The sequence below is a fragment of the Phenylobacterium sp. genome (assembly GCF_030654915.1).
In the GTDB taxonomy this organism is placed as follows: domain Bacteria; phylum Pseudomonadota; class Alphaproteobacteria; order Caulobacterales; family Caulobacteraceae; genus Phenylobacterium.
Genome location: NZ_JAURWM010000110.1, coordinates 1 through 22391 on the forward strand (window position 1 = coordinate 1; position 22391 = coordinate 22391).

At 66.5% G+C, this 22391-nt stretch carries 27 protein-coding genes; 9 read left to right on the forward strand and 18 right to left on the reverse strand.

Features of this window, described 5'->3' with window-relative positions:
• Together msrA and Q7T84_RS05560 are read left to right on the forward strand one after the other, a co-directional pair.
• The coding region (msrA, locus tag Q7T84_RS05555) for a peptide-methionine (S)-S-oxide reductase MsrA (RefSeq protein WP_304806754.1) at positions 1-314 on the forward strand (314 nt) is incomplete at its 5' end.
• Positions 315-354: 40 nt separating this feature from the next.
• A complete protein-coding gene (locus Q7T84_RS05560; RefSeq protein ID WP_304806755.1) occupies positions 355-693 on the forward strand; it encodes an MmcQ/YjbR family DNA-binding protein in 339 nt (112 codons plus the stop codon).
• On the opposite strand, the gene Q7T84_RS05565 is transcribed toward Q7T84_RS05560, so the two are convergent.
• From Q7T84_RS05565 to Q7T84_RS05580, 4 genes are all read right to left on the reverse strand, one after another.
• Positions 690-1397 (reverse strand): DUF599 domain-containing protein, encoded by a 708-nt coding sequence (locus Q7T84_RS05565; RefSeq protein ID WP_304806756.1) that lies wholly within the window; start codon positions 1395-1397, stop codon positions 690-692. The two genes, Q7T84_RS05560 and Q7T84_RS05565, sit on opposite strands and share 4 nt — an antisense overlap.
• A 4-nt stretch (positions 1398-1401) precedes the next feature.
• On the reverse strand, positions 1402-2736 hold the full coding sequence (locus Q7T84_RS05570; RefSeq protein ID WP_304806757.1) for an MFS transporter: 1335 nt from the start codon (positions 2734-2736) through the stop codon (positions 1402-1404).
• 52 nt (positions 2737-2788) lie between these two features.
• Positions 2789-2947 carry a DUF3309 family protein gene (locus Q7T84_RS05575; protein ID WP_304806758.1) on the reverse strand — a complete coding sequence of 53 codons (159 nt, stop codon included), beginning with the start codon at positions 2945-2947 and terminating at the stop codon, positions 2789-2791.
• An 86-nt stretch (positions 2948-3033) separates the two neighbouring features.
• Positions 3034-3411 (reverse strand): DUF983 domain-containing protein, encoded by a 378-nt coding sequence (locus Q7T84_RS05580; RefSeq protein ID WP_304806759.1) that lies wholly within the window; start codon positions 3409-3411, stop codon positions 3034-3036.
• Positions 3412-3558: 147 nt separating this feature from the next.
• On the opposite strand from Q7T84_RS05580, the gene Q7T84_RS05585 reads away from it, so the two are divergent.
• Positions 3559-3717, forward strand: coding sequence for a hypothetical protein (locus Q7T84_RS05585; protein WP_304806760.1), 159 nt, complete (start codon positions 3559-3561; stop codon positions 3715-3717).
• Here Q7T84_RS05585 and Q7T84_RS05590 read toward each other — a convergent pair.
• Positions 3714-3851 carry an entericidin EcnA/B family protein gene (locus tag Q7T84_RS05590; protein ID WP_304806761.1) on the reverse strand — a complete coding sequence of 46 codons (138 nt, stop codon included), beginning with the start codon at positions 3849-3851 and terminating at the stop codon, positions 3714-3716. The genes Q7T84_RS05585 and Q7T84_RS05590 overlap by 4 nt on opposite strands.
• 125 nt (positions 3852-3976) lie before the next feature.
• On the opposite strand from Q7T84_RS05590, the gene Q7T84_RS05595 reads away from it, so the two are divergent.
• Positions 3977-4375, forward strand: a complete 399-nt coding sequence (locus Q7T84_RS05595) for a DUF2784 domain-containing protein (RefSeq protein ID WP_304806762.1) — start codon at positions 3977-3979, stop codon at positions 4373-4375.
• Here Q7T84_RS05595 and lepA read toward each other — a convergent pair.
• Positions 4344-6149 (reverse strand): translation elongation factor 4, encoded by a 1806-nt coding sequence (gene lepA / locus Q7T84_RS05600; RefSeq protein WP_304806763.1) that lies wholly within the window; start codon positions 6147-6149, stop codon positions 4344-4346. The two genes, Q7T84_RS05595 and lepA, sit on opposite strands and share 32 nt — an antisense overlap.
• Before the next feature lie 171 nt (positions 6150-6320).
• Between lepA and Q7T84_RS05605 the strand changes: the two genes are divergently transcribed.
• On the forward strand, positions 6321-6947 hold the full coding sequence (locus tag Q7T84_RS05605) for a DUF1134 domain-containing protein (protein ID WP_304806764.1): 627 nt from the start codon (positions 6321-6323) through the stop codon (positions 6945-6947).
• Positions 6948-7046: 99 nt separating this feature from the next.
• On the opposite strand, the gene pheT is transcribed toward Q7T84_RS05605, so the two are convergent.
• The 5 genes from pheT to rpmI form a co-directional block, all read right to left on the reverse strand.
• On the reverse strand, positions 7047-9422 hold the full coding sequence (gene pheT / locus Q7T84_RS05610; RefSeq protein WP_304806765.1) for a phenylalanine--tRNA ligase subunit beta: 2376 nt from the start codon (positions 9420-9422) through the stop codon (positions 7047-7049).
• The gene (locus Q7T84_RS05615) at positions 9419-9766 is read right to left on the reverse strand and encodes an ASCH domain-containing protein (protein WP_304806766.1); all 348 of its coding nucleotides are present in this window, start codon (positions 9764-9766) and stop codon (positions 9419-9421) included. Before Q7T84_RS05615 ends, pheT begins: the two co-directional genes overlap by 4 nt.
• Positions 9767-9825: 59 nt before the next feature.
• Positions 9826-10929, reverse strand: a complete 1104-nt coding sequence (pheS, locus tag Q7T84_RS05620) for a phenylalanine--tRNA ligase subunit alpha (RefSeq protein WP_304806767.1) — start codon at positions 10927-10929, stop codon at positions 9826-9828.
• Positions 10930-11046: 117 nt separating this feature from the next.
• Complete coding sequence (gene rplT / locus Q7T84_RS05625; protein ID WP_304806768.1) at positions 11047-11403, reverse strand: 50S ribosomal protein L20; 357 nt, start codon at positions 11401-11403, stop codon at positions 11047-11049.
• A gap of 15 nt (positions 11404-11418) precedes the next feature.
• Positions 11419-11619: a 50S ribosomal protein L35 gene (rpmI, locus tag Q7T84_RS05630; RefSeq protein WP_304806769.1), complete on the reverse strand. Its 201-nt coding sequence runs from the start codon at positions 11617-11619 to the stop codon at positions 11419-11421.
• 192 nt (positions 11620-11811) lie between these two features.
• On the opposite strand from rpmI, the gene Q7T84_RS05635 reads away from it, so the two are divergent.
• Positions 11812-12522 (forward strand): DUF1345 domain-containing protein, encoded by a 711-nt coding sequence (locus Q7T84_RS05635; RefSeq protein WP_304806770.1) that lies wholly within the window; start codon positions 11812-11814, stop codon positions 12520-12522.
• 6 nt (positions 12523-12528) lie between these two features.
• Here Q7T84_RS05635 and Q7T84_RS05640 read toward each other — a convergent pair whose 3' ends face one another.
• From Q7T84_RS05640 to Q7T84_RS05660, 5 genes are all read right to left on the reverse strand, one after another.
• Positions 12529-13740: an MFS transporter gene (locus tag Q7T84_RS05640; RefSeq protein WP_304806771.1), complete on the reverse strand. Its 1212-nt coding sequence runs from the start codon at positions 13738-13740 to the stop codon at positions 12529-12531.
• Positions 13737-14975: an MFS transporter gene (locus Q7T84_RS05645; RefSeq protein WP_304806772.1), complete on the reverse strand. Its 1239-nt coding sequence runs from the start codon at positions 14973-14975 to the stop codon at positions 13737-13739. Before Q7T84_RS05645 ends, Q7T84_RS05640 begins: the two co-directional genes overlap by 4 nt.
• A 165-nt stretch (positions 14976-15140) precedes the next feature.
• Positions 15141-15662 (reverse strand): translation initiation factor IF-3, encoded by a 522-nt coding sequence (gene infC / locus Q7T84_RS05650; RefSeq protein ID WP_304806773.1) that lies wholly within the window; start codon positions 15660-15662, stop codon positions 15141-15143.
• 142 nt (positions 15663-15804) lie between these two features.
• Positions 15805-16779: a glycosyltransferase family 9 protein gene (locus tag Q7T84_RS05655; RefSeq protein WP_304806774.1), complete on the reverse strand. Its 975-nt coding sequence runs from the start codon at positions 16777-16779 to the stop codon at positions 15805-15807.
• Positions 16779-17957, reverse strand: a complete 1179-nt coding sequence (locus Q7T84_RS05660; RefSeq protein WP_304806775.1) for a glycosyltransferase family 4 protein — start codon at positions 17955-17957, stop codon at positions 16779-16781. The genes Q7T84_RS05655 and Q7T84_RS05660 overlap by 1 nt, the downstream gene beginning before the upstream one ends.
• 84 nt (positions 17958-18041) lie before the next feature.
• Between Q7T84_RS05660 and Q7T84_RS05665 the strand changes: the two genes are divergently transcribed.
• Both Q7T84_RS05665 and chrA read left to right on the forward strand, forming a co-directional pair.
• A complete protein-coding gene (locus tag Q7T84_RS05665) occupies positions 18042-18797 on the forward strand; it encodes an alpha/beta fold hydrolase (protein WP_304806776.1) in 756 nt (251 codons plus the stop codon).
• An 11-nt stretch (positions 18798-18808) separates the two neighbouring features.
• A complete protein-coding gene (gene chrA, locus Q7T84_RS05670) occupies positions 18809-20140 on the forward strand; it encodes a chromate efflux transporter (RefSeq protein ID WP_304806777.1) in 1332 nt (443 codons plus the stop codon).
• Here chrA and Q7T84_RS05675 read toward each other — a convergent pair.
• Positions 20128-20994, reverse strand: a complete 867-nt coding sequence (locus tag Q7T84_RS05675; RefSeq protein WP_304806778.1) for an SDR family oxidoreductase — start codon at positions 20992-20994, stop codon at positions 20128-20130. The two genes, chrA and Q7T84_RS05675, sit on opposite strands and share 13 nt — an antisense overlap.
• An 8-nt stretch (positions 20995-21002) precedes the next feature.
• Entirely contained in the window at positions 21003-21872 is an 870-nt protein-coding gene (locus Q7T84_RS05680; RefSeq protein WP_304806779.1) for a UTP--glucose-1-phosphate uridylyltransferase, read from the reverse strand.
• 193 nt (positions 21873-22065) lie between these two features.
• On the opposite strand from Q7T84_RS05680, the gene Q7T84_RS05685 reads away from it, so the two are divergent.
• Positions 22066-22389 (forward strand): hypothetical protein, encoded by a 324-nt coding sequence (locus tag Q7T84_RS05685; RefSeq protein ID WP_304806780.1) that lies wholly within the window; start codon positions 22066-22068, stop codon positions 22387-22389.
• Positions 22390-22391: the final 2 nt, after the last annotated feature.

The following is a 22391-nucleotide window of genomic DNA, read 5'->3' on the forward strand; positions in this document are numbered from 1 at the left end:
TGAAGGTGTTCTGGGAGAACCACGACCCGACCCAGGGCATGCGCCAGGGCAACGACATCGGCACCCAGTACCGCTCGGGCATCTATGTCCACAACGACGCCCAGGCCTCCGCCGCCGTGGCCTCGCTGCAGGCCTATCAGCAGGCGCTGTCGGACAAGGGCTATGGCGCGGTCACCACCGAGATCGCCGAGGCGCCGGAGTTCTACTTCGCCGAGGACTATCACCAGCAGTACCTGGCCAAGAACCCGAACGGCTATTGCGGGATCGGCGGCACGGGCGTGACCTGCCCGATCGGCGTGGGCGTCCAGGCTTGATGCCGGGGAAGCTGCGCCGACGCGCGCCTAGCGGCCCGGCATGACCCGCGAAGAGGTGGAGGCCACGGCCTTGGCGCTGCCGGCCGTGACGAAGGTCGTCCAGTGGGGCGGCGCCGACGTTTACAAGGTGGGCGGCAAGGTGTTCGCGATCTGCGGCCTGGCTGGCGGCTTGTCGTTCAAGGTGACCGAGATCGGGTTCATGGTGCTGACCGATGACGGCCCGGGCCGTCAGGCGCCCTATCTGGCCAAGGGGAGTTGGGTGGTCGTGGATCTTGAAGACTTGCAGGCCGACGAGGTGGTCGGCTGGCTGACGACGTCTCACGAACTGATCGCGGGAAAGCTCACCCGCAAGCTGCGGGCGGAGCTCGGGCTCGCCTAGAGCTTCTCGATCATCCGCCGCAGGTCGCCGACGGCCTTGGCTGAGGGCGATTTGCGCTGCCGCGTGAATAACAAAGTCAGAGCGGCCAGGGTGGTGGCGATAAAGGCGCCAGGGCCAAACAGCCACGCGGCGGCGGCGAGCGCGAAGTAGTAACCCCTGACGCCTCGGTTGAATGACGACAACGCCGGGTTCAGCAGCCGGGCGGTGGTGTCGCCATAGGCGCGCTGGAGCGACTTGTCCTCGGTGTCGGGCGCGGCCCCGATGGCGGCCAGGCAATAGTTCATTTGGCGGATCGCCCAGATGAAATCGAGCAGGCCGCGCGCAAGCGCCAGCAGGACCAGGGCGATCTGGGCCTCGAACAAGAGGCGCGAGGAGGTCTTCAGCACCATCAGGCTGGAGGCGCTGCGAAAGGCGCCTTCGCCGCCGAACAGCACGCCCGCGGCGCCCGCGATCAGGATCAGGTTGGACGAGGCGAAGAACGAGGCCGAGTTCAGGGTGTGGCCGAGCAGTTGGCCGTCCATGAACTTGTTCTCGCGCCCGGCCATGTTCCGCATCCATGCGGCGCGGATCACGGTCATGTCGGTGTTGATCACACCCTTTCCTCTGGCGACCGCCTTCAGCATCGGCTCGTAGGCCGTCCAGGCGAGGATGAAGATCGCCAGGGCGATGATGTCGAGGGCGGTGAGGGCTTGGAGGAATTTCATGGCCTCAGTCCTCGGTGATCAAGCTTTCGCGGTTCGTATTGCGCAGGCGCAGCGCCACAACGAACGCTACGGCCATGATCGCCGAAACATAGATGTAGGAACTGCTTTCCATACCCTGCTGCTTGAACCACAGCGCAACATATTCCGCCGTGCCGCCGAACAGGGCGTTGGCGATCGCATAGGGTAGGGCGACGCCCAGGGCGCGCACGTGAGCGGGGAACAGTTCGGCCTTCACCAGGGCGCTGACCGAGGTGTAGCCGGACAGGACGACCAGCAGCAGGGTCATCAGGCCAAAGGCGACGAGGGCGTTGTCGGTCCCGGCGATGGCGCTCATGGCTGGATAGGTGAGCAAGGCGCCGGCGCCGAACGCGAAGGCGATGGTCCGATGCCGGCCGAGATGGTCCGACAGGTAGCCGAACAGCGGCTGGCAGCACATGAAGATGAAGAGCGCCGCGGCGGTGATCGTGGTCGCTGTGTTCTTGGAGAAGCCCGAGGTGTTGATCAGGAATTTCTGCATGTAGGTCGTGTAGGCGTAGAAGGCGAGCGAGCCGCCGGCGGTCAGGCAGAAGATGATCGCGCTCTCACGCGGGTGGTTCAGGAACAGCAGCATGGTGGTTGAGCGCGGCGCGCCGCTCTCCTTGGCCGCCAGGAACGAGGGGCTTTCGTCGAGGCTGCTGCGGATCCAGAACACCACCACCGCCAGCACCGCTCCGATGACGAACGGGATACGCCAGCCCCAGGCCATGAGGTCGGCCTTGTCCATCGTGTTTTGCAGGACGATCAGCACCGCCAGGGCTAGGAGCTGGCCCATGATCAGCGTCACGTACTGGAAGCTGGACCAGAAACCCCGGCGGGCGCGGCCGGCCATCTCCGACATGTAGGTGGCGCTGGCGCCGTACTCGCCGCCGACCGATAGCCCTTGAAGCAGACGCGCCATCAGCAGGATCACGGGCGCGGCGGCGCCTACCATGGCGTAGCTGGGGGCGACCGCGATGATCAGCGAGCCGGCGCACATCATCGCCACCGCCAATGAGAGCGCCGCCTTGCGGCCCACCCGGTCGGCATAGAGGCCCATCATCCAGGCGCCCAAGGGCCTGGCCAGGAAGCCGACCGCGAAGATCGCCGCCGCCTGCAGCAATTGGGCGGTCAGGTCGCCCTTCGGGAAGAAGTGATGCGCGAAGTAGAGCGTGAACGAGGAATAGGCGAACCAGTCGTACCACTCGACGAGATTGCCGGCCGAGCCTCCGAGGATCGCGCGCAGACGCTGCACGGGCGTGAGGCCCGGCGTTAGAATGTCACTCGGCGCCTGAGCGTCGACCCCCGTTTCCGCGGCCGTCATGCAATTCCCCCCGATATTTTGCGGGGATGCTAGGGGCCGTCGCGACAGAAGGCTAGATGCGTCCCATCAGCACCAGGATGAGCACGATCACCAGGACCAGGCCAAGGCCGCCGGAGGGAAAGTAACCCCACGAGCGTGAGTGGCCCCAGGTCGGCAAAGCGCCGATCAACAGCAGGACCAGGATGATGAGCAGGATTGTCCCAACGCCCATAATGGTTCGTCTCCCTTAGGAGGCCGGCGCCGTGTGGCCGGCCAGGCGAAACGAACGATCCGCCCTGCAGGCGGTTCCCTGCGGCCCTAGTCGGCGATGTCAGACGTGTGGATGGCCGCGTCGTTGTTCTTGATTTTCAGGGCGTAGAGCAGGCCGATGAACCAGCCCTTCACGACCGGCAGCAAAAGCAGGGTGGCGATCGCCAGCGGGATCAGCGTGGCCGGCAGCACGATCGCGGTCGGCGCCTCCCAGATGATCGGGAAAAACAACAGCGGGCCGACGATCAGGTGGCCGACGATGAGGATGGTGAAATAGGCCGGGCCGTCGTCGGCGGGGTATTTCGCCAGGTCATGGCCGCATTCGCCGCACCGCGGTTCAACCTTGAGGTAGCGCCAGAACAGCTTGCCCTCGCCGCAGGCGGGGCACCGACCCTTCAGGCCACGAAGCATAGAGCGGATAAACATCTATAGGGCGCCTGAAACCTGACCCGGTTCGTATGCGCCCTGGCGTGCGCCGAGGAAAGGGGGCTTGCCGTCGCAGGACTAGCAGCAACCCGGCGCGGGAACGCTCGGGCGACCTTAAGCCTTTCCTTTAGAACAAGGAACTTGGCCATGACCGACGAACGCCCGCCTCTGGAAAAGCTCCCTCATGGCCGCCTCGGCCCCACGACGCCGGCCGAGGAGAGTTCGCGAGACGCCGACCCGGCTGTAGTGCCGCCGAGCGAGAAGGCCAAGATCGCCGAGGCCGCGTCGCGCGAGGAGGACGCCTAGCGCTTCATGTCGTTGGCTACGCCGGACACCGCCGCGCCAGCGGCCTGGGCGTCGCGACCGATGCCGGCCACCGTGTTGCAGGCCGCCGTCAGCAGGGCGGCGGCGGTCACGGTGAGGATGATGATCTTGCGCATGGTGGTTCCCCCGAATGGTTCAGCCGCCTGATGGCCAAGCTTCACGGCGCTTTTTAGGCAGTTACAATAGGCCGATCAATCGGTTGCAGTCGTGCCGGCAAGGGTGCGACCTCTAGGCTAGGCCTATGAACCAAGTGCTTCTCGGCGGTGGGGTGTTGGCCGCGCACCTTGCGGTGATCGCCTTCAACCTATTTGGCCTAGTGGCCATCCCCCTCGGAGCGTGGCGGGGATGGAGCTTCGTGCGGCTGCGCTGGTGGCGGCTTTTGCACCTGGCCTCGCTCGCGGTCGTCGCGTTGCAGGCGCTCATGGGCCGCGCCTGCTTCCTGACCATCTGGCAGGACGAACTCTTCGGCGGCGCGAGCGGTGAGCCGTTGATCATGCGCATCGTCAACGACCTGATCTATTGGCCGCTGCCGATATGGGCGTTCACCGCGGCCTATGTCGCGGTGTTCGCCTACGTGTTGGCGCTGTGGCGGTTCGTGCCGCCTAGGCCTAGTCGGCGTCCATCTTCAGGGCGGCGATGAAGGCTTCCTGCGGGATCTCGACCTTGCCGAACTGGCGCATGCGCTTCTTGCCGGCCTTCTGCTTGTCCAGCAGCTTGCGCTTGCGGCTCATGTCGCCGCCGTAGCACTTGGCCGTCACGTCCTTGCGCAGGGCGCGGATGGTTTCACGGGCCACGATCCGGCCGCCGATCGCCGCCTGCAGCGGAATCTGGAACTGGTGCGGACTGATGAGGTCCTTCATCTTCTCGACCATGCCGCGGCCACGGGTCTCGGCGCGGTCACGGTGGACCAGCATCGAGAGCGCGTCCACCGGCTCGGAATTGACCAGGATCGACATCTTCACCAGGTCGCCGACCCGGTAGCCTTCGATGGCGTAGTCGAAGGAGGCGTAACCCTTCGAGACGCTCTTCAGGCGGTCGTAGAAGTCGAAGACCACTTCGTTCAGCGGCAGGTCGTAGACGACCAGGGCGCGGGAGCCGACATACGACAGCTCGCGCTGTTCGCCGCGCCGGTCCTGGCAGAGCTTGATGACCGAGCCCAGATACTCGTCCGGCGTCAGGATCGTCGCCTTGATCCAGGGTTCGCTGATGCTCTCGATCTTTACCGGGTCCGGCATGTCGGCCGGATTGTGCAGCTCGATCTCCGAACCGTCGTTCATGTGGATCTTGTAGACGACGCTGGGCGCGGTCGCGATCAGGTCGAGGTCGAACTCGCGGCTGAGGCGCTCCTGGATGATTTCCAGGTGCAGCAGTCCCAGGAACCCGCAGCGGAAGCCGAAGCCCAGCGCGGCGCTGGTTTCCATCTCGTAGGTGAAGGAGGCGTCGTTCAGGCGCAGCCGGCCGATGGCGGCGCGCAGGTCTTCGAAGTCGGCCGCGTCCACCGGGAACAGGCCGCAGAACACCACCGACTGGGCGACGCGGAAGCCCGCTAGGGCCTTTTCGGTCTGCCGCTTTTCCTCGGTGATCGTATCGCCGACGGCGGCGTCGGCGACCTGCTTGATCTGGGCGGTGATGTAGCCGATCTCGCCCGGACCCAGTTCGGCGACCTCGGTCTGCTTAGGGGTGAAGACGCCGATCTTGTCCACCTGGTGGGTGGCGCCGGCGTTCATCATCCGGACCTTCATGCCCGAGCGCAGGACACCGTCGAGCACGCGGACCAGGACCACGACGCCGAGATAGGGGTCGTACCAGGCGTCGACCAACAGCGCCTTGAGAGGCGCTTCGCGGTCGCCCTTGGGCGGCGGCAATCTGGCGATCACCGCTTCCAGCACCTCAGCGATGCCTTCGCCGGTCTTGGCCGAGCAGAGCACGGCTTCGGAGGCGTCGATGCCGATTACGTCCTCGATCTGCTGACGCACCCGTTCCGGCTCGGCGGCGGGCAGGTCGATCTTGTTGAGGACCGGGACGATCTCGTGATTGTTGTCGATCGCCTGATAGACGTTGGCCAAGGTCTGGGCCTCGACGCCTTGCGAGGAGTCGACGACCAGGATCGAGCCTTCGCAGGCGGCCAGCGAACGGCTGACCTCATAGGCGAAGTCGACGTGGCCGGGGGTGTCCATCAGGTTCAGGACATAGGTCTCGCCGTCCTTGGCCTTGTATTCGAGGCGGACGGTCTGGGCCTGGATGGTGATGCCGCGCTCGCGCTCGATCTCCATGTTGTCCAGCACCTGTTCGGTCATCTCACGCTTGGTGAGGCCGCCGGTTTCCTGGATCAGGCGATCGGATAGGGTCGATTTCCCATGGTCGATGTGCGCGACGATGGAGAAATTGCGGATGTGGGACAGAGGCGTCGTCATGGTCCGCTGCGTCTAGCACATTCACGCAAGATCGCGAGCGTGCGTCTTTTCCTCCATTCCCCAAGTGAGCGTCGTCATGAGCGCATGGTTAATCCGGCGTTAAGCCAGACCGCCGCATTCATGCCGCTTGGGGATGTGAGGCTTGTTCTAGCTTCAAGGATTTTGCGACACATGGATCGCCGTACGCTCATCGTTTCGGGAATAGCCACGCTTGGCGTAGCGGGCTGCGCCTCTGCTCAGCCGGCCGGTCCCGGTTCACCGCCATCGCCGACGCCCACCGCCACGGCCAATCCGAGCTATTCGGCCGGCAAGGCCGAAACCTATAACCGCGACGAGATCGTCAACAACGTCTCGGACTTCCTAGGCGTGGGCGCCGAGGCCGCGGGCGGCGCTATCGAGCGTGTGTTCCAGGACAACGGCAAACCCACCGCCTACATCGCCGGCGAAGAGGCCTCAGGCGCCTTTGTGGGCGGCGCGCGCTACGGCCGTGGTCTGCTCTATATGAAGAACCGCGAACCCATCGAGGTCTTCTGGCAGGGCCCGTCGATCGGGTGGGATTTCGGCGGCAACGCTAGCCGGGTCTTCACCCTTTGCTACAATCTCCAGTACCCGGAAGTGATCTTCCAGCGGTTCCCGGGCGTCGAGGGCGCGGCCTATTTCATCGCCGGCCTGGGGGTGAATTACCTGCGCTCCGACGAGGTCACCATCGCGCCGATCCGCACCGGCGTCGGTCTGCGCCTGGGCGCCAATGTCGGCTATCTCGGCTTCAGCCGTAAGCAGCGGATGCTGCCGTTCTAGCAACGCAACGCGCCTAGCCTCCCCGAGCGGTCGGGGAGCAGCGGCGCCTAGCGCACGGGATCGGCCTCTCCTCATTGGGGGCCGATCCCATGTCTGCGATCAAGTCCGGAGCTTGGCGCTCACGGCCTTTTCAGCGGCCGCCACGACCTTGGCCGACAGAGCCTCGATCTCGGCCTCGGTCAGGGTCTTCTCGCGCGGCTGCAGCACCACCTCGACGGCCACCGACTTGAAGCCCTCGGCCACGCCGGGGCCTTGATAGACGTCGAACACCCGGGCCTGGGTGATCAGCGCCTTGTCGGCGCCGGCCACGGCCTTGATCAGGTCCGCGGCGGCGACATCGACGGCGACCACGAAGGCGAAGTCGCGCGACAGCGGCATCAGAGCCGAGAGCTCCAGCGCCGGCTTGGTCTTGGTCGCCTTCTTCTTGGGCTCGGGCAGCGCGTCGACAATCAGTTCGAAGGCCAGGATCGGACCCTCGACATCCAGGGCCTTCAGGATGCGCGGATGGATTTCACCGAACTCGACGAGAGTGTTCTTGCCGAGACGAAGAGCGGCCGAGCGGCCCGGATGCCACCAGTCCGATTGACCGGACTGAGCGACCTGCAGCGACGTCGTCGGCGCCCCGAGATCGTCCAGCAGCGACATCAGGTCGGCCTTCAGCTCGAACAGGGCGTCGGGCTTGGCGCCGTCCCAGCGACGCGGGGCGTGCGGGGCGATGATGGCGGCGATGCTGGTCAGTTGGTCGGCCGGCTGGTCGCCCTTGTAGAGGGGGCCGATCTCGAACAGCGCCACGTCGGGGAAGCCGCGACGGGCGTTGCGGCCGGCGGCCTCGATCAGGTTCGGCAGGATCGAGGGACGCATGCAGTCCAGATCCGAAGCGATCGGATTGGTGACGACCAACTCGTCCTGGCCGCCGCCGAACAGGCGGGCGGTGTCACGCTTGGTGAAGCTCCAGGTGATGGTCTCGGCATAGCCCTTGGCGGCCATGGCGCGGCGGCCGGCGCGGATGCGCGACTGGCGCGCGGTCAGCACGCCGCCGGCGGTGGGCGGCATCTCCGGCAGCGGCAGGGCGGGCAGGGCGTCATAACCCTCGATACGCGCCACCTCTTCCACCAGGTCGGCCTTGCCCTCCACGTCACGGCGCCAGGACGGCGGCGCGACGACGTCGCCCTCGATCACGAAGCCGAGGTCGCGCAGAATATCGTCGATCCGCTTCGGCTGCAGGTCGAGGCCCGCCAGCTTCTTGACGTAGGCGCGGTCGAAGTCGATGGGCGCGGGCCGCGGCAGGGCCTCGCCGGTCACCGAGATTTCCGACGGCTCGCCGCCGCACAGCTCCAGGATCAGCTTGGTCGCCAGCTCCAGGCCCGGAACCAGGCTCTCGGGATCGACGCCGCGCGCGAAGCGGTACTGAGCGTCGGAATTGATGCCGGTGGCCCGGCCGGTCTGGGCGGTCTGGATTGGGTCGAACCAGGCGCTCTCGACGAAGACGTCGTTGGTGTCATCCGAACTGCCCGTGCTCAAGCCGCCCATCACGCCGCCCAGGCCGATGACGCCCGAGGCGTCGGCGATGACGGTCATGTCCGGGGTGATCGCATAGGTCTTGCCGTCGAGAGCTTCGAAGCTTTCGCCCTCGCGGCCGAGGCGCGCCTCGATGAAGCCGCCGCTTAGCTTGCTGGCGTCATAGACGTGCAGCGGCCGGGCGCGGTCGTAGGTGATCAGGTTGGTGACATCGACCAGGGCGTTGATGGGGCGCAGGCCGATCGAGAGCAGCTTCTGTTGCAGCCAGGCCGGGGAGGGGCCGTTCTTCACGCCCCGGATCAGCCGGCCGGAGAACTGGCGGCAAGCGCCGACGCCGTCCAGGCGGATCTCGACAGGGTTGGGGAACTTGCCCGGGACCTGCGCGACGCCGACGTTCTTCAGGGTTCCGAGGCCCGCTGCGGCCAGGTCGCGGGCGATGCCGACGACGCCCAGCCAGTCGGGGCGGTTGGGGGTAACTTCGAAGTCGATGACTGCTTCGAGGCCGAGCGCCTCGGCGGCCGGGGTCCCGACGGCCAGATCGTCCGGCAACTCCATGATGCCGTCTGATTCCGAGGCGGTCTCAAGCTCGGAGGCCGAGCAGAGCATGCCGTTGGAGACCACCCCGCGCACCGGCTTCTCGACCAGGGTGACGCCCAGGCCTGGCACATAGGCGCCGATTGGGGCGTAGATGGTGGTCAGGCCCACCCGCGCGTTCGGTGCGCCGCAGACGATCTCCTTGCGGCCGTCCCGCGTCTCGACCTGGCAGACGCGCAGGCGGTCGGCGTTGGGATGCTGGACCGCCTCGACAATCTTGGCGACCGAGAAGGCCGCCAGCTTGGTCGCGGGATCGTCCACGTGCTCGACCTCAAGGCCGGCCATGGTCATGGCGTCGACCAACTGTTGAGCGGTGGCGGTGGTGTCCAGGTGATCCCGGAGCCAGGAGAGCGTGAATTTCATTGATCGGCTCCTTCGCCGATAATCTCGACCAGGCGGAAGCGCTCGCACCAGAGCAGCATGTCGGGCGCGTAGGTGCCTTCGCGTGTGAAACAGTCTTCGTGAACGGTGGCCCAATGAGCCCGGCTGAGATCGCCTTCGCCTTCCTCGGCGGCGAAGGTGGGATCGACCTCATCGAAGCGGCGCTGGACCAGTTCGGTGGATTCGATGACGGCGCGGGGCTTGGCGGCCCCATCGAGCACGACATAACGCGCGCCGAGTTCGCTGCCTTTCAGGCCCTGGACCGCCGCCCAGCAGGTCGCGGTCTTCTTGCCCTCGAGAACCAGAGCGAGGAGCGCGTCGGCCATGGCCGGGCTGTCGCCGAAAGCAAAGTGCTCGAGCGATGCGTGGGCGGCGGACCCGCCCATCAGCTCAGACCCGTCGCCGGGCTCGGGGTGGCGTAGGGGCCAAAGCCGTAGTGTTCCAGCCAGCGGACGTCGCTGGCGAACATGTCGCGCAGGTCGGGCATGCCGTACTTCAGCACGCCGAGGCGGTCGACGCCGCAGCCGAAGGCGAAGCCCTGCCAGACGTCGGGATCAAGCCCGACGTTGCGCAGCACATTGGGGTGAACCATCCCGCAGCCGAGGATCTCCAGCCAGTCAGTTCCCTGGCCGATCTTCACCTCGCCGCCGGAACGGTCGCACTGGACGTCCATCTCGGCGCTGGGCTCGGTGAACGGGAAGTGGTGCGGCCGGAAGCGCGTCGTCACTTCCGAGGTCTCGAAGAAGCGGGCGATGAAGGTTTCCAGGGTCCACTTCAGGTGGCCCATGTGGATGGCCTTGTCGATCACCAGGCCTTCGATTTGGTGGAACATCGGCGTGTGGGTCTGGTCGCTGTCCTTGCGGAACGTCCGGCCGGGCACGATCACGCGGATCGGCGGCTCCTGGCCGTTGGCGATCCAGCCAGGCAGCTTCTCGTTCACCCGGTGCATGACGCGTACCTGGACCGGGCTGGTGTGGGTGCGCAGGACCTTGCGCTCGCCGTTGGCGTCCTCCGGCAGGAAGAAGGTGTCGTGCATTTCCCGCGCCGGGTGCTTGGGCGGGAAGTTCAGGGCGGTGAAGTTGTTGAAGTCGGTCTCGATGTCCGGGCCTTCGGCGACGGAAAAACCCATCTCGGCGAAGACGGCGATCATCTCATCCATGACCTGCATGGTCGGGTGGATCGAGCCGCGGCGGCGCGGCGGCGCCGGCAGCGAGAGATCGACACGTTCGGCCGCCAGCTTGGCGTCGAGTTCGGCGGCTTCCAGGGCGGCCTTCTTCTCGGCGATCGCGGCGGCGATCCGGTCGCGTAGGCCGTTGATCTGCGGGCCGCGCTCGCGGCGCTCGTCGGGGCTCATCGACCCCAGCGACTTCAACAGGTCAGAGACAGAGCCGGACTTGCCAAGCGCGGCGATGCGCACGGCTTCCAGCGCCGGCCCGTCGGTGGCGGCGTCGATGGCGGTGGTGATTTCGGCTTCGAGTTGGGCGGTCATGACGGGCTCGTCTAAGGGAACGGACGGGACGCGTGAAGAGGGCAGCAAATAGCCCTCCGGCGGTTCTCACCGGAGGGCTTCTCGAATGCTCAGTTAAGTCGTCGGACTCAAATGGCCTCAAGCCAGCGCGGTGCGAACCTTGTCGGCGATGGCCTTGAACCCGACCGGATCGTTGCCCGCGATGTCCGAGAGGACTTTACGGTCGATTTCGATCCCGGCCTTATCAAGGCCGTAGATAAACTGGGAGTAGGTGAAGCCTTCGAGGCGGGCCGCAGCGTTGATGCGCTGGATCCACAGCGAGCGGAAGTTACGCTTGCGGACCTTGCGGTCGCGGTAGGCGTACTGGCCGGCCTTGTCCACGGCGGCCTTGGCCGCGCGGATGGTGTTCTTGCGGCGGCCATAGAAACCGTTGGCCTGCTCGAGTACTTTTTTGTCCTTCGCGTGGGCGGTGACGCCCCGTTTAACGCGAGCCATGTGTCAGCGCTCCAATCAAAGGCCGTAGGGCAGGTAGGATTTGATCGTCTTCGAGTCCGAAGCGCTCATCACCTTGGTGCCGCGGTTTTGACGGATGTACTTAGCGTTGTGGCTGAGCAGCCGGTGACGCTTGCCCGCGACGCCAGCCTTAAGCTTGCCGGTCGCGGTCAGTTTGAAGCGCTTTTTGGCGCCTGACTTAGTCTTCAGTTTGGGCATTTCTCTTACGGAGCGTTAACCCCGTCCTCTGGCGTATTGACGAGTCGCCCTGGCATGCCTTTGGCCAGACGACTCCGAAGAGCGGGGCGTTTACGAGAAAGAGCGAAGGAAGGCAAGGGTTTGAGTCCCTAGGCCCCGCGAGCGCCGCGGTGCGATACACAAAACCGACCTGTCGACGAGGCGATCCACCGAATGACCCAAGCTCGTCCTGACCGTTTGCTGCCGGCCCCGCTGCGGCCCTGGATCGGGCCGTTCGTGAACCGGCCGCGCTTGCTGGCGGCGATCGGGGTCGGCGTCGGGGTCTGGATCCTATGCCTGTTCGCGCCTTGGCCCCTGAGCTGGTCGACGGCGGCGATCTTCGCATGGGACGCCGCCTGCCTCACCTTCATTCTAGCTGTGTTGGGGATGATGCGCGGCCGCGCGCCGGAGGCGATCAAGGCGATGGCCGCGACCCAAGACGAGGGGCAAGGCCTGATCCTGACCGTGGTCATCGTGGCGGCGGCCGCCAGCGTCTGGGCGATCAGTTCGGAGCTCTCCCTGGCCAAGCACGACGACGGGCTGATCCGCGCGGCGCGGATCGGCTTGGCCTTCGCGACCGTGGCGGCGTCCTGGCTGATCGTGCAGACGATCTTCGCCCTGCACTACGCCCATGAATATTACGCGCCTGACGAAGGGCCTTCGGACGACGTGGCTGGCGGGCTGATGTTTCCGGGGGGCGAGGAGCCGGACTACTGGGACTTCTTGCACTTCTCGGTGGTCATCGGCGTGGCATGTCAGACCGCCGACATTGAGTTCACCTCCAAGGGACTGCGCCGGATCGGCACCATCCACGGGGTGGTGGCCTTCGTCTTCAACACCGTGGTGCTGGCTCTGACGATCAACCTGCTGGCTGGACTGTTTTAAGCCGGGTCAGGTCCGGCGTGGGATCAGCTTCATGACCTGATAAGCCATGATCAGGGCGGGCAGGATCAGGAAGGCGCCCAGCGCGAACGGGGCGCCGGGCGAGACCAGCGAGAATAGCTGGCCCGCATAGATCGGGCCGCCGATCCGGGCGAGCGCGTTGTTGGACATGTTGAGGCCGAGCATCTCTCCCTGCCGGTCGGGCGGGCTGGAGAGCGAGATCAGCGCCACCAGGTTTGGGAAGCAGATCGATTGGCCAAAGCCGACGATGGCTAGGCCCAGCACCGCCATCTGCCAGACCTCCGACGAGAACTGCACCAGCATGCCGATGCACATCAGCGTCAGGCCGGCGATCAGGACGCGCGGCTCGCCGAACCGGCGCACCAGAGCCCCGGTGCCCATCCCTTGGGCGAAGGCGCCGATGACGCCGATCACCACGAAGGCGAAGCCGATCTCGCGCGGGCCCCAGCCGAACTTGGCTTCGGTCCAGAGGCCGTAGGTCGCCTCGATCCCGGCGAACCCGGAGACGATGACGAAGCCGATGATCATGACGCGCGAGATGATCGGGTCGGCGATGGCGTTCCGCAGGGCGGGCGAGCGTCCCTTGGGGCGGGCTTCGCCGGTCGGGGGGCGGGTCTCGCGGACGAACAGCGCCACGCAGACCGACGAGGCCAGGCCGAACGCGGCGGCGGCGAAGAGCGGGATGTGGAAGCCGATCGGGCCAAGCTCGGGATGGGCCAGCAGGCCGCCGAGCGCCGGGCCGGTCATGAAGCCCAACGAGAAGGCCGAGCCCATCACGCCCATGCGTCCGGCGCGTTTGTCGGGCGGGGTGATGTCGGCCATGCAGCCTTGCAAGGTCGAGATGTTACCGGCGAAGAAGCCGCCGGCGAAACGCGCGACGAAGGCCAGCCAGATGTTGGGTGCGAAGGCGAGCGCCACGTAGCAGAGCGCCGCGACCGCGATGGTGACGATCAGCACCGGCCGCCGCCCGATCCGGTCCGACAGGCGGCCCCAGAAGGGCTCGCCCAAGAACTGGCCGAAGGAGAACATCGAGAACAGCAAGGCGATCTGCCAGGCCGGGGCGTTCAGCGCCTTGCCGAAGAACGGCAGCAGCGGGATCACCAGGCCAAAGCCGGCGATGTTCAGGAAAATCACCGACAGCAGGATGACCAGGGCGCGCTTGTCGTCGTGCGGCGCCGGCGCTCCCACGGCCGGATTCATGACGTGGGCGCCGGTGTCTTGTCGGCCGCGAGCTGGGCGGCGGCGCGGCGACTGGCGGCCAGGGCCAGGAAGATGGCCGGCGCGACAACCAGGGCGCCCATGATGAAGGGGCCGTCCAGCAGCACCGGGAATATCAGGCCAGCGCAAAACGGCCCGACGACACGGGCCAGGGCGCCGGTGGCGTTGTTGAGACCCAGGATCTGCCCCTGGCGATAAGGATCGGCCGTCTGCGAGATCATGGCGCTGACATTAGGCCAGGCCACCGATTGGCCGATGGCTGTCAGGCACATCAGGGCGATGGTCACCCCGCCGCCTGGGGACAGAGTCTGTCCGGCCGCCGCCACCACGGTCAGGCCCATACCGATGGCCAGCATCTTCCCCGCGCCATACTTTTCGGAGAGCCGGCCGGTCAGGAAGGTCTGGGTCAAGGCCGCGGCCGCGCCGGTGAAGGCGAAGCAGACCCCGATCTCACGCGGACCCCACCCGAACTTGGCCTGCGACCAAAGGCCGAAAGTCGATTCGATACCGGTGAAGGCGAAGCCCACGAGGAAGGTCAGCAGCATCAACCGGCCGATAACCGGATGACCCACGGCGTCGCTGATCGCGGCCCAGCGGCTGGGGCGATGGGTGATCGCCTGTTCGCGGACGCGGCTTTCCTTGATGAACACGGCGATGGCCACCACGCAGAGCGCCGCCAGGCCCGAGGCCATGAACAGCGGGATGCGGAAGCCGACGGGGCCGGCGTCGGGGTGGGCGAACAGCCCGCCGACCATCGGGCCGAAGATCAGCCCGACGTTCCAGGCCGCGCCTTGATACGACAGCAGCCGCGCGCGCTTCTCAGGCGGGGTGACGTCGGCGATATAGCCCTGGACCACCGCGCCGTTGCCGGCCGCGAGGCCGCCAACCAAGCGAATCGCGAAGGCGACCCAAATGTTCGGGGCGAAGGCCAGCGCCAGGTAGCACAGGCAGTTGCCGGTGATCGTGGAGATCAGCAGCGGCTTGCGGCCGTACTTGTCCGACAGTCGGCCCCAGAACGGCTCGCCGAAGAAGGCGCCCACCGAATAGGCCGAGAAGATCAGCGCTATCTGCCATGCCGGCGCGTCGAACGACTTGGCATAGAAGGGCAGCAACGGAACGATGATCCCGAAGCCGAGCATGTTGATGAAAATGACGGCGATCAGGGACGGCGCCGCCAGCGGGGACGGGGCAGCCCGCTGGGGGGCGGTGTCGGACATGTGAACGCTGTTAAGCGGACCCGCGTTACGCTGCAAGTCCGAGCTCTGGGCTAGGTTGTTCTTCGTCGTGCAGGTGCGGCTGGAACGCCTCACCTACCATACCGCTCAAATGAAAACGGCCGCCCCGGAGGGCGGCCGTTTTGCAATCTAGATGTGGCCAGAAGCCTAGCGCGGGGCCAGGATCATGATCATCTGACGACCTTCCATGCGGGGCTCGTACTCGACCTTGGCCACCGGCTCGAAGTCGGCCTTCACCTGCTGGAGCAGCTTCATGCCCAGCTCAGGGTGAGCAAGTTCGCGTCCGCGGAAGCGCAGGGTGACTTTCACCTTGTCGCCTTCTTCGAAGAAGCGATGCATCGCCTTGGCTTTGACGTCGTAGTCGTGGGTGTCGATGTTCGGGCGGAGTTTGATCTCCTTGATCTCGACGACCTTTTGCCGCTTGCGCGCTTCGTTCTTCTTCTTCTGCTCCTGGAACTTGAACTTGCCGTAGTCCAGGATCTTGCAAACGGGCGGATCGGCGTTGGGCACGATCTCCACGAGATCGAGACCCGCTTCCGCGGCGGCCTCCATGGCGGACGAAGTCGGCATCACGCCCTGCTTCTCACCGTGTTGATCGATGAGCAGAACCTTGGGAACGCGAATGTCTTCATTGATGCGCGGTCCGTCTTTGACGGGCGGCGCCTGCATCGGGCGGCGAATAGGCTTTCGCTCCTAGAGCTGTTGTAACGGGAACGACCGGCAGCGCGGAGGCTCCGGTCTTCAAACCATATATGACGAAGGCGCAGCCGAGTATCAAGCGGCGCAACGTGTTCGTCTCACGCAATCGCCGTTATGCGGCCGGTAGCAGCGCGTTTGCGGCCTGTAGGACCGCCGAGACCGGCAGTTCCGCGAGGTTGTCGGCCCTCAGCACGGTCACGTGGCCGCGTGGCGCGGCCAGTTCGGGGTCCGAGGCGCTGGAGAACATCACCACGGTCGGGGCGCCCGTGGCCGCCGCGAGGTGCAGCGGCCCGGTGTCGTTGCCGACGACCAACGCCGCCTTGGCGCCCAGCATCGCCACCTTCGCGAAGTCGGTGCGGCCTGTGAGGTCACGGGCCTGACCCACGTATCGCTGGATCTGGCGGGCCAGGGCGCTCTCCTGCAGGCCCCCGATGATGACGATGTCGTAGCCGCGCTCGGACAGCATCTTGCCGAGTTGGCCATAGCGTTCGGCTGGCCAGCGCTTGTCCAGGCGGTGGGCCGAACCGCCGGGGATGAACAGCGCATAGGGGCGACGCCTCACGCCGCCCGGCACGGGGCGCAACTGTGAGGGCTTGGGCAACACCCAGGACAGGTCGGGGCCTGGCGCGGCGCCGGGCTCCGTCGGCGCGTCCGGCCAGATGCCGGCGTATTTCAGCTGGTCGGCCTGGCGCTCCAGGGTGTGCATGTGATTGCGGTCGGGGTTTTTGTGCGGCAGGGCGCAGCCGGCGGCGATCCCCGACCATTCCGGCGGGAAGGGCGCGAGCATATGGAAGATCCGCGCCGATTGAGCCGAGGTCTGCAGGTCGTAGACCCGGTCGTAGCGCGCCGCTTTGATCCGCTTGCGCAGCGCCATCCATTCGCCCAGGCCGCTGGGCCGACCGTCGGTCTCCACCGCGTTGAAATAGGGGCAGGCCTTGGCCAAGCCCTCGAAGGGCGGCGTGGTCAGAAGGGTGATATGCGCCCTCTTGTGCACCTGGCGGATCTTCTTCATCGCCGCCAGGGCCAGGACAAAATCGCCCAGGGCCGAGAGCTTGATGACCAGGATCTTTTTGATCTCGCGGGCCATCAGCGACTGAACTCCGAACGGCGCGCCGCCAACACGTGGGCGTAGGCGGCCAGAGTCGCCTCGCACATGGCGTCGACCGAATAGAGCCGGCGCGCCCGGTTGGCGGCGGACTGTCCCATGGCGGCCAACCGAGGCGGCCCCATGTCGATGGCCTTGGTCATGGCCTGTGCCCAGGCGTCGGGATCGTCCACCTTCACCAGCCAGCCGGTTTCGCCTGGCACCACGGTCTCGGTCGTGCCGCCGTGGTCGGAGGCCAGCACCGGCTTGCCCATCACCTGCGGCTCGACGGCCGTGCGGCCGAAGGATTCGGGCTTGGTCGTGGGCAGCATGGCGATATCGCAGATCTGGTAGGCGGCCGGCATGTCGTCGCAGTGGCCCACGATGCGGATCTGGTCGATGAGCCCGGCCTGGACGATCGCGTTCTCGACCTCATGGCGATAATCGGTCCGCCCCTGGTCGTCGCCGGCGAAGATGATCAGGAAGTCGTCGCGGCCCTGGGCCTTCATCCGGCGCGCGGCCTCGACGATCAGCAGGTGGCCCTTGATGCGGGTGAGGCGTCCGGCCAGCAGCAGTTTCGTGCGGCGGTCCCGGGCCTCGAGCCCCCAAGCGTCGCGCAGGCTCTGGACGCGTTCGGGCGTCACCCAGCTCGGATTGAACCGCTCCAGGTCGATGCCGCGCGGGATCGACACGATCTTGGCGGGGTCGAGGTGGTGTTCAGCCAGGACGTGGTCACGGGTGTAGTCGGAATTGGCGATCACCAGGTCGCCTCGGGTCATCACGGCGTTGTACCAGCGCTTCAGCTGGTTCTTGGCGTTGTAGACGCCGTGATAGGTCGCCACGAACGGCGTGCCGGTGACCTGGGCCGCCCACAGGGCCGAGAAGGCCGGGGCGCGGCTGCGGGCGTGGACGATGGAGACTTTTTCGCGCCGGATCAGATCGACCAACCGAGCGGCGTTGCCCAGCATGACCAGCGGGTTTTTGGTCTGGACCGGCATCTGGGCCAGGCGCGCGCCATCGGCCTCCAGCCTCGCGGCCATGCGACCTCCGCGGGTGGCGACCAGGGCCTTGCCGCCAATGCGCACGACCGCGTGCGCCACATCGATGGTGGTCTGTTCAGCCCCGCCGGTTTCAAGCTCGGGCACGACCTGGAGTAGGGTGAAGTCTGGGGGAAGCGTCACGCCGTTCTGCATAGCGTAAGCCTCGGTTTGGTAAACCCCGATGGCGTGCTGACGGTGTCACATCCTCGCGTTATGAGGGCGATCATGGATGAGACGACAGGTTTTCTGACGCGGCCGGATGGAGCGAGGATCGCTTGGCGGCGCGTGGACGGCGCCGGTCCGACGGTGGTCTGGCTGGGAGGCTTTCGCTCCGACATGGCCGGAACCAAGGCGCAGGCCCTGGCCGACTGGGCGGTGGCCCGCGGCAGGGCCTATGTCCGTTTCGACTATTTCGGGCATGGCGAGTCCAACGGCGACTTCGCCGATGGCACGATCACACGTTGGCGCGAGGACGCCCTGGCGGTGCTGGGCGAACTGGTCGATGGGCCGGCGGTGCTGGTCGGGTCCTCGATGGGCGGATGGATCTCCTGCCTGGTGGCGGGAGCCATGCCCGATCGCGTCCAGGCCCTGGTGCTGATCGCGCCCGCGCCCGACTTCACCGAGAAGTTGATGGCCCCGCAGATGACAGAGGCCGACCGCGCCGAGATGGCGCGGACCGGCGTCTGGCTACGGCCGTCGGACTATGGCGAGCCCTATCCGATCACCCGCCAATTGCTGGAGGACGGCGCGCGGTGGTCGATCCTGCCCCAGCCCGTGAACGTCCATGCGCCGGTGCGGATACTCCAGGGCGGCGCCGACCCGGACGTGCCGTGGCGCCATGCACTGGAACTGGCCCAGGCGCTGCAGAGCCAAGACGTGGTCTTCACCCTGATCAAGGACGGCGATCACCGGCTCTCGCGGCCAAAGGACATCGAGCGCCTGCTTGAGGCGCTCGACGAGGTGGTCGCCAGTCCGGAATGACGCCTCTCGCAATGCCCACGTTTTGGGAGGCGGCGCGGATCTGGGCGCGGATCGGGGTCCGTAGCTTTGGCGGCCCGGCCGGGCAGATCGCCGTGATGCACCGGATGCTGGTGGAGGAGCGGGGCTGGATCGGCGAGCGCCGGTTCCTCCACGCCTTGAACTACTGCATGCTCCTACCCGGCCCCGAGGCTCAGCAACTGGCGAGCTATATCGGCTGGCTGATGCACAGGACGGCCGGCGGACTGGTGGCGGGGATTTTCTTCATCCTGCCCGGCGCGCTGGTCATGCTCGCGCTCAGCGTCATCTACGTCCTCTATGGCGCCACGCCGATCATTGCGGCCCTGTTCCTGGGCGTGAAGTCGGCGGTGTTGGCGGTGGTGGTCGAGGCGGTGTTGCGGGTCGGGCGACGCGCGCTGAAGACACGGGCGGCCATCGTCATCGCGGTGGCGGCGTTCGTGGGTCTCTACCTGCTGAAGATTCCCTTTCCCATGATCATCCTGGCGGCCGGACTGCTCGGCTGGTTCGCGCCGCATCTCGTCGCGGCAGGGCCGGAAGCGGAATCCGAGGACCAGGCCCCCGGCCTGGTGGATCAGCTCATCGCCGAGGGCCGGGCCAGCCATCTGATCCCATCCCGGGGCCGGGCGCTGCGGGTGCTGGCGGTTTGGCTGCCGGTCTGGCTGGCGCCGCTCGTCGTCCTTTATCTAGTGTTTGGCGACGCCCACGTTTGGACCCAGCTAGCCGGGTTTTTCTCGACCATGGGCGTGGTGACGTTCGGCGGCGCCTATGCGGTGCTGACCTATGTCGCGCAGGCCGCGGTGGATGGCTTTGGCTGGTTGCAGCCCGGCGAGATGGCCGACGGCCTGGGCCTGGCGGAAACCACGCCTGGGCCGTTGATCCTGGTGCTGCAGTTCGTAGGCTTTCTGGCGGCCTATCGCGAGGCGTCGGGCCTGAACCCGTTGCTGGCCGGCGCGCTGGGGGCCTTGCTGACCACCTGGGTCACCTTCGCGCCCTGCTTTCTCTGGATCTTCCTTGGCGCGCCCTATGTCGAGGCGTTGCGCGGTCATCGGGCGGCGGCCTCGGCCCTGGCCGCGATCACCGCGGCGGTCGTGGGGGTGATCGCTAACCTCGCCTTATGGTTCGGGCTGCACGTGCTGTTTCGCGATGTGCACCAGATCACCGTCCTGGGTGTCGGCCCAGACGTGCCGAACCTGCTCAGCCTGGATTGGCGGCCGGCGGTCCTGACGCTGGCGGCGATGGTCGCCATGCTGCGCTTCAAGGTCGGCATGGGGCCGACACTGATGGCCAGCGCCATCGGCGGGCTGGCGCTGAGTTACCTGGTCTGATCCGCGGCCAGGATCGCGGCCAGGCCTTCGCGGTAGGTCGGATAGGCCGGTCTCCAGCCGAGCTCGGCCTTCGCCCGGGCGTTCGAGACGCGCTTGGTCTCGGCGTAGAAGCGCCGCGCCGGAGGCGACAGGGCGTCCAGGTCCAACGGCTCCTCTGGCGGGACGGGCAGGCCGATCAGGCGCGCGGCGTGGGCGATCACCACGCTGTTGGGAGCTGGCTCGTCGTCGCAGAGATTGTAGACGCCGCCTGCTCGCGGCTTGGCGATGGAGGCCTCCAGTCCAGCCGCCAGATCTTCCACATGGATGCGGCTGAAGACCTGGCCGGGCGTGGTGATGCGCCGGGCGCGGCCTTCACGCAGGCGCTCGAATGCTGAGCGGCCGGGGCCGTAGATTCCAGGCAGGCGGTGGATCGTAACCGTCAGGCCCATGCCGCGACCGACCTCCAGCCAGTCGCGCTCGGCGCCGACGCGGCGTGCGCCCTCGGGCGACTGGGCGGCCAAGCGGCTGTCCTCGAACGCCCAGCCTCCGCGCCGGTCGCCATAAACCCCAGTGGTGGAAAGGTAGCCGATCCAATCAGGAAAGGCGCTGGCCGTGGCGAGGGCCGGGACCAGGACCTGCAGCGCCGGGCAACCCTCTGGACCGGGCGGAGCGGTGACGAGGATGGCCTGTGTCTGGGCCAAGCGCGCCGCCACCGCCTCCTTGTCGAGGGCAGGGACGGGATCGACGCCCTCGGCCGTCATCCGCGCGATAGCGGCCTCGTCGCGATAGGTCGCCGAGACTTGCCATCCCTTGGCGGTCAGGCGCCGCGCCAGGGTGCGGCCGGCGAAGCCGTAGCCGTAGACGAAGAGGCGCATGCGATTTCCTAGAGCAGTTCCTTGATCGCGGCGCGGGCGGCGTCCCCGAGCTCCGGGTGGGCCAGGGCGAAGGCGATATTAGCCTTCAGCAAGCCGATCTTGTCGCCGCAGTCATAGGTGGTTCCATCGTATTCGAGGGCGTGGAAGTCCTGGGACTTCATCAGTTCGATCATGGAATCGGTGAGCTGGATCTCGCCGCCAGCGCCCTTGCCCTGGCGTTCCAGCAACGGGAAAATCTCCGGTTGCAGGATATAACGCCCCGAGATGATCAGGTTCGAGGGGGCGGTTCCTTGGGGCGGCTTCTCGACCATGCCGGTCATGCGGCCGATAGAGCCGTCGCGCTCATCGAGCGCGACAATCCCATATTTGTGGGTGTCGCTGTCCGCCACGGCCTCGACCACCACGATGTTGCCGCCGACCTTCTCATAGGCCGCCACGGTCTGGGCCATGGCCGGCGTCTTCGCGGCCATCAGCATGTCGGGCAGGATCACCGCGAACGGTTCGTCGCCGATGAGTTCGCGGGCGCACCACACCGCGTGGCCCAGCCCCAGCGGCGCCATTTGGCGCACGAAGCTCATCGAGCCGGGCGGCAGCAGGTCGCGTCGGACCTCGGCCAGGACATCGGTCTTGCCCTTGGCCTCCAGCGCGCCCTCGATCTCGGGATTGCCGTCGAAGTAATCCTCGATGGCGCCCTGGCCGCGGCTGGTGATGAAGATGAAATGCTCGATGCCCGCCGCGCGAGCTTCCTCGACCACATAGGACAGGATCGGACGATCGAAGACGTTCAGAAGGTTCTTCGGCGTCGCACGGGCGACAGGCAGGACACGTGTCCCCAAACCCGCCACCGGCAGCACCGCCTTACGCACACGTTTGGTCATTCAGCCCTCCCGATCCATCCTCGACTAGACGACGAAGGTTTCCAAATCCACCGTTACACTTCGGTTGCTCAGTAAACCGCCGTCGATTCGGCTGGTGAGGGGGCTTCTGGCCTAGATTGTGACCGGTAACCGGAACTCACGGGACCGTGAACGGTTGAGGCGACGGCACATGTTTCTGGAAAAAGGGCATCCCATGAAGTTCAGCACGATCTCAGCGCTAGCCACAGCCTCTGTGCTGGCGTTCTCGCTCTCGGCTTGCAGCAAGCCAGCCGAGAAGTCCGCCGCCAGCGACGCCGCAACTCCGGCCGACTCCATGACGGCGACGCCGCCGGCCGACTCCATGACGGCGACGCCGCCGGCCAACTCAATGATGGCGACGCCGCCGGTCGATTCCATGGCCGCCACGCCGCCCGCTTCGGGCTCAATGGCCGCGACCCCGCCCGCCACCGGTTCGATGATGGCGACGCCGCCGGCCCATGAAACGGCCCCGAACGGCGCCGCGGTTCCGCCGAAGTAGGC

What these genes read in the sequence shown, in the direction of transcription:
- Q7T84_RS05560 (WP_304806755.1), top strand. Translation starts at nt 355, where the DNA reads ATGACCCGCGAAGAGGTGGAGGCCACGGCCTTGGCGCTGCCGGCCGTG.
- Q7T84_RS05565 (WP_304806756.1), bottom strand. Translation starts at nt 1,397, where the DNA reads ATGAAATTCCTCCAAGCCCTCACCGCCCTCGACATCATCGCCCTGGCG.
- Q7T84_RS05570 (WP_304806757.1), bottom strand. Translation starts at nt 2,736, where the DNA reads ATGACGGCCGCGGAAACGGGGGTCGACGCTCAGGCGCCGAGTGACATT.
- Q7T84_RS05575 (WP_304806758.1), bottom strand. Translation starts at nt 2,947, where the DNA reads ATGGGCGTTGGGACAATCCTGCTCATCATCCTGGTCCTGCTGTTGATC.
- Q7T84_RS05580 (WP_304806759.1), bottom strand. Translation starts at nt 3,411, where the DNA reads ATGTTTATCCGCTCTATGCTTCGTGGCCTGAAGGGTCGGTGCCCCGCC.
- Q7T84_RS05585 (WP_304806760.1), top strand. Translation starts at nt 3,559, where the DNA reads ATGACCGACGAACGCCCGCCTCTGGAAAAGCTCCCTCATGGCCGCCTC.
- Q7T84_RS05590 (WP_304806761.1), bottom strand. Translation starts at nt 3,851, where the DNA reads ATGCGCAAGATCATCATCCTCACCGTGACCGCCGCCGCCCTGCTGACG.
- Q7T84_RS05595 (WP_304806762.1), top strand. Translation starts at nt 3,977, where the DNA reads ATGAACCAAGTGCTTCTCGGCGGTGGGGTGTTGGCCGCGCACCTTGCG.
- lepA (WP_304806763.1), bottom strand. Translation starts at nt 6,149, where the DNA reads ATGACGACGCCTCTGTCCCACATCCGCAATTTCTCCATCGTCGCGCAC.
- Q7T84_RS05605 (WP_304806764.1), top strand. Translation starts at nt 6,321, where the DNA reads ATGGATCGCCGTACGCTCATCGTTTCGGGAATAGCCACGCTTGGCGTA.
- pheT (WP_304806765.1), bottom strand. Translation starts at nt 9,422, where the DNA reads ATGAAATTCACGCTCTCCTGGCTCCGGGATCACCTGGACACCACCGCC.
- Q7T84_RS05615 (WP_304806766.1), bottom strand. Translation starts at nt 9,766, where the DNA reads ATGGCCGACGCGCTCCTCGCTCTGGTTCTCGAGGGCAAGAAGACCGCG.
- pheS (WP_304806767.1), bottom strand. Translation starts at nt 10,929, where the DNA reads ATGACCGCCCAACTCGAAGCCGAAATCACCACCGCCATCGACGCCGCC.
- rplT (WP_304806768.1), bottom strand. Translation starts at nt 11,403, where the DNA reads ATGGCTCGCGTTAAACGGGGCGTCACCGCCCACGCGAAGGACAAAAAA.
- rpmI (WP_304806769.1), bottom strand. Translation starts at nt 11,619, where the DNA reads ATGCCCAAACTGAAGACTAAGTCAGGCGCCAAAAAGCGCTTCAAACTG.
- Q7T84_RS05635 (WP_304806770.1), top strand. Translation starts at nt 11,812, where the DNA reads ATGACCCAAGCTCGTCCTGACCGTTTGCTGCCGGCCCCGCTGCGGCCC.
- Q7T84_RS05640 (WP_304806771.1), bottom strand. Translation starts at nt 13,740, where the DNA reads ATGAATCCGGCCGTGGGAGCGCCGGCGCCGCACGACGACAAGCGCGCC.
- Q7T84_RS05645 (WP_304806772.1), bottom strand. Translation starts at nt 14,975, where the DNA reads ATGTCCGACACCGCCCCCCAGCGGGCTGCCCCGTCCCCGCTGGCGGCG.
- infC (WP_304806773.1), bottom strand. Translation starts at nt 15,662, where the DNA reads ATGCAGGCGCCGCCCGTCAAAGACGGACCGCGCATCAATGAAGACATT.
- Q7T84_RS05655 (WP_304806774.1), bottom strand. Translation starts at nt 16,779, where the DNA reads ATGGCCCGCGAGATCAAAAAGATCCTGGTCATCAAGCTCTCGGCCCTG.
- Q7T84_RS05665 (WP_304806776.1), top strand. Translation starts at nt 18,042, where the DNA reads ATGGATGAGACGACAGGTTTTCTGACGCGGCCGGATGGAGCGAGGATC.
- chrA (WP_304806777.1), top strand. Translation starts at nt 18,809, where the DNA reads ATGCCCACGTTTTGGGAGGCGGCGCGGATCTGGGCGCGGATCGGGGTC.
- Q7T84_RS05675 (WP_304806778.1), bottom strand. Translation starts at nt 20,994, where the DNA reads ATGCGCCTCTTCGTCTACGGCTACGGCTTCGCCGGCCGCACCCTGGCG.
- Q7T84_RS05680 (WP_304806779.1), bottom strand. Translation starts at nt 21,872, where the DNA reads ATGACCAAACGTGTGCGTAAGGCGGTGCTGCCGGTGGCGGGTTTGGGG.
- Q7T84_RS05685 (WP_304806780.1), top strand. Translation starts at nt 22,066, where the DNA reads ATGAAGTTCAGCACGATCTCAGCGCTAGCCACAGCCTCTGTGCTGGCG.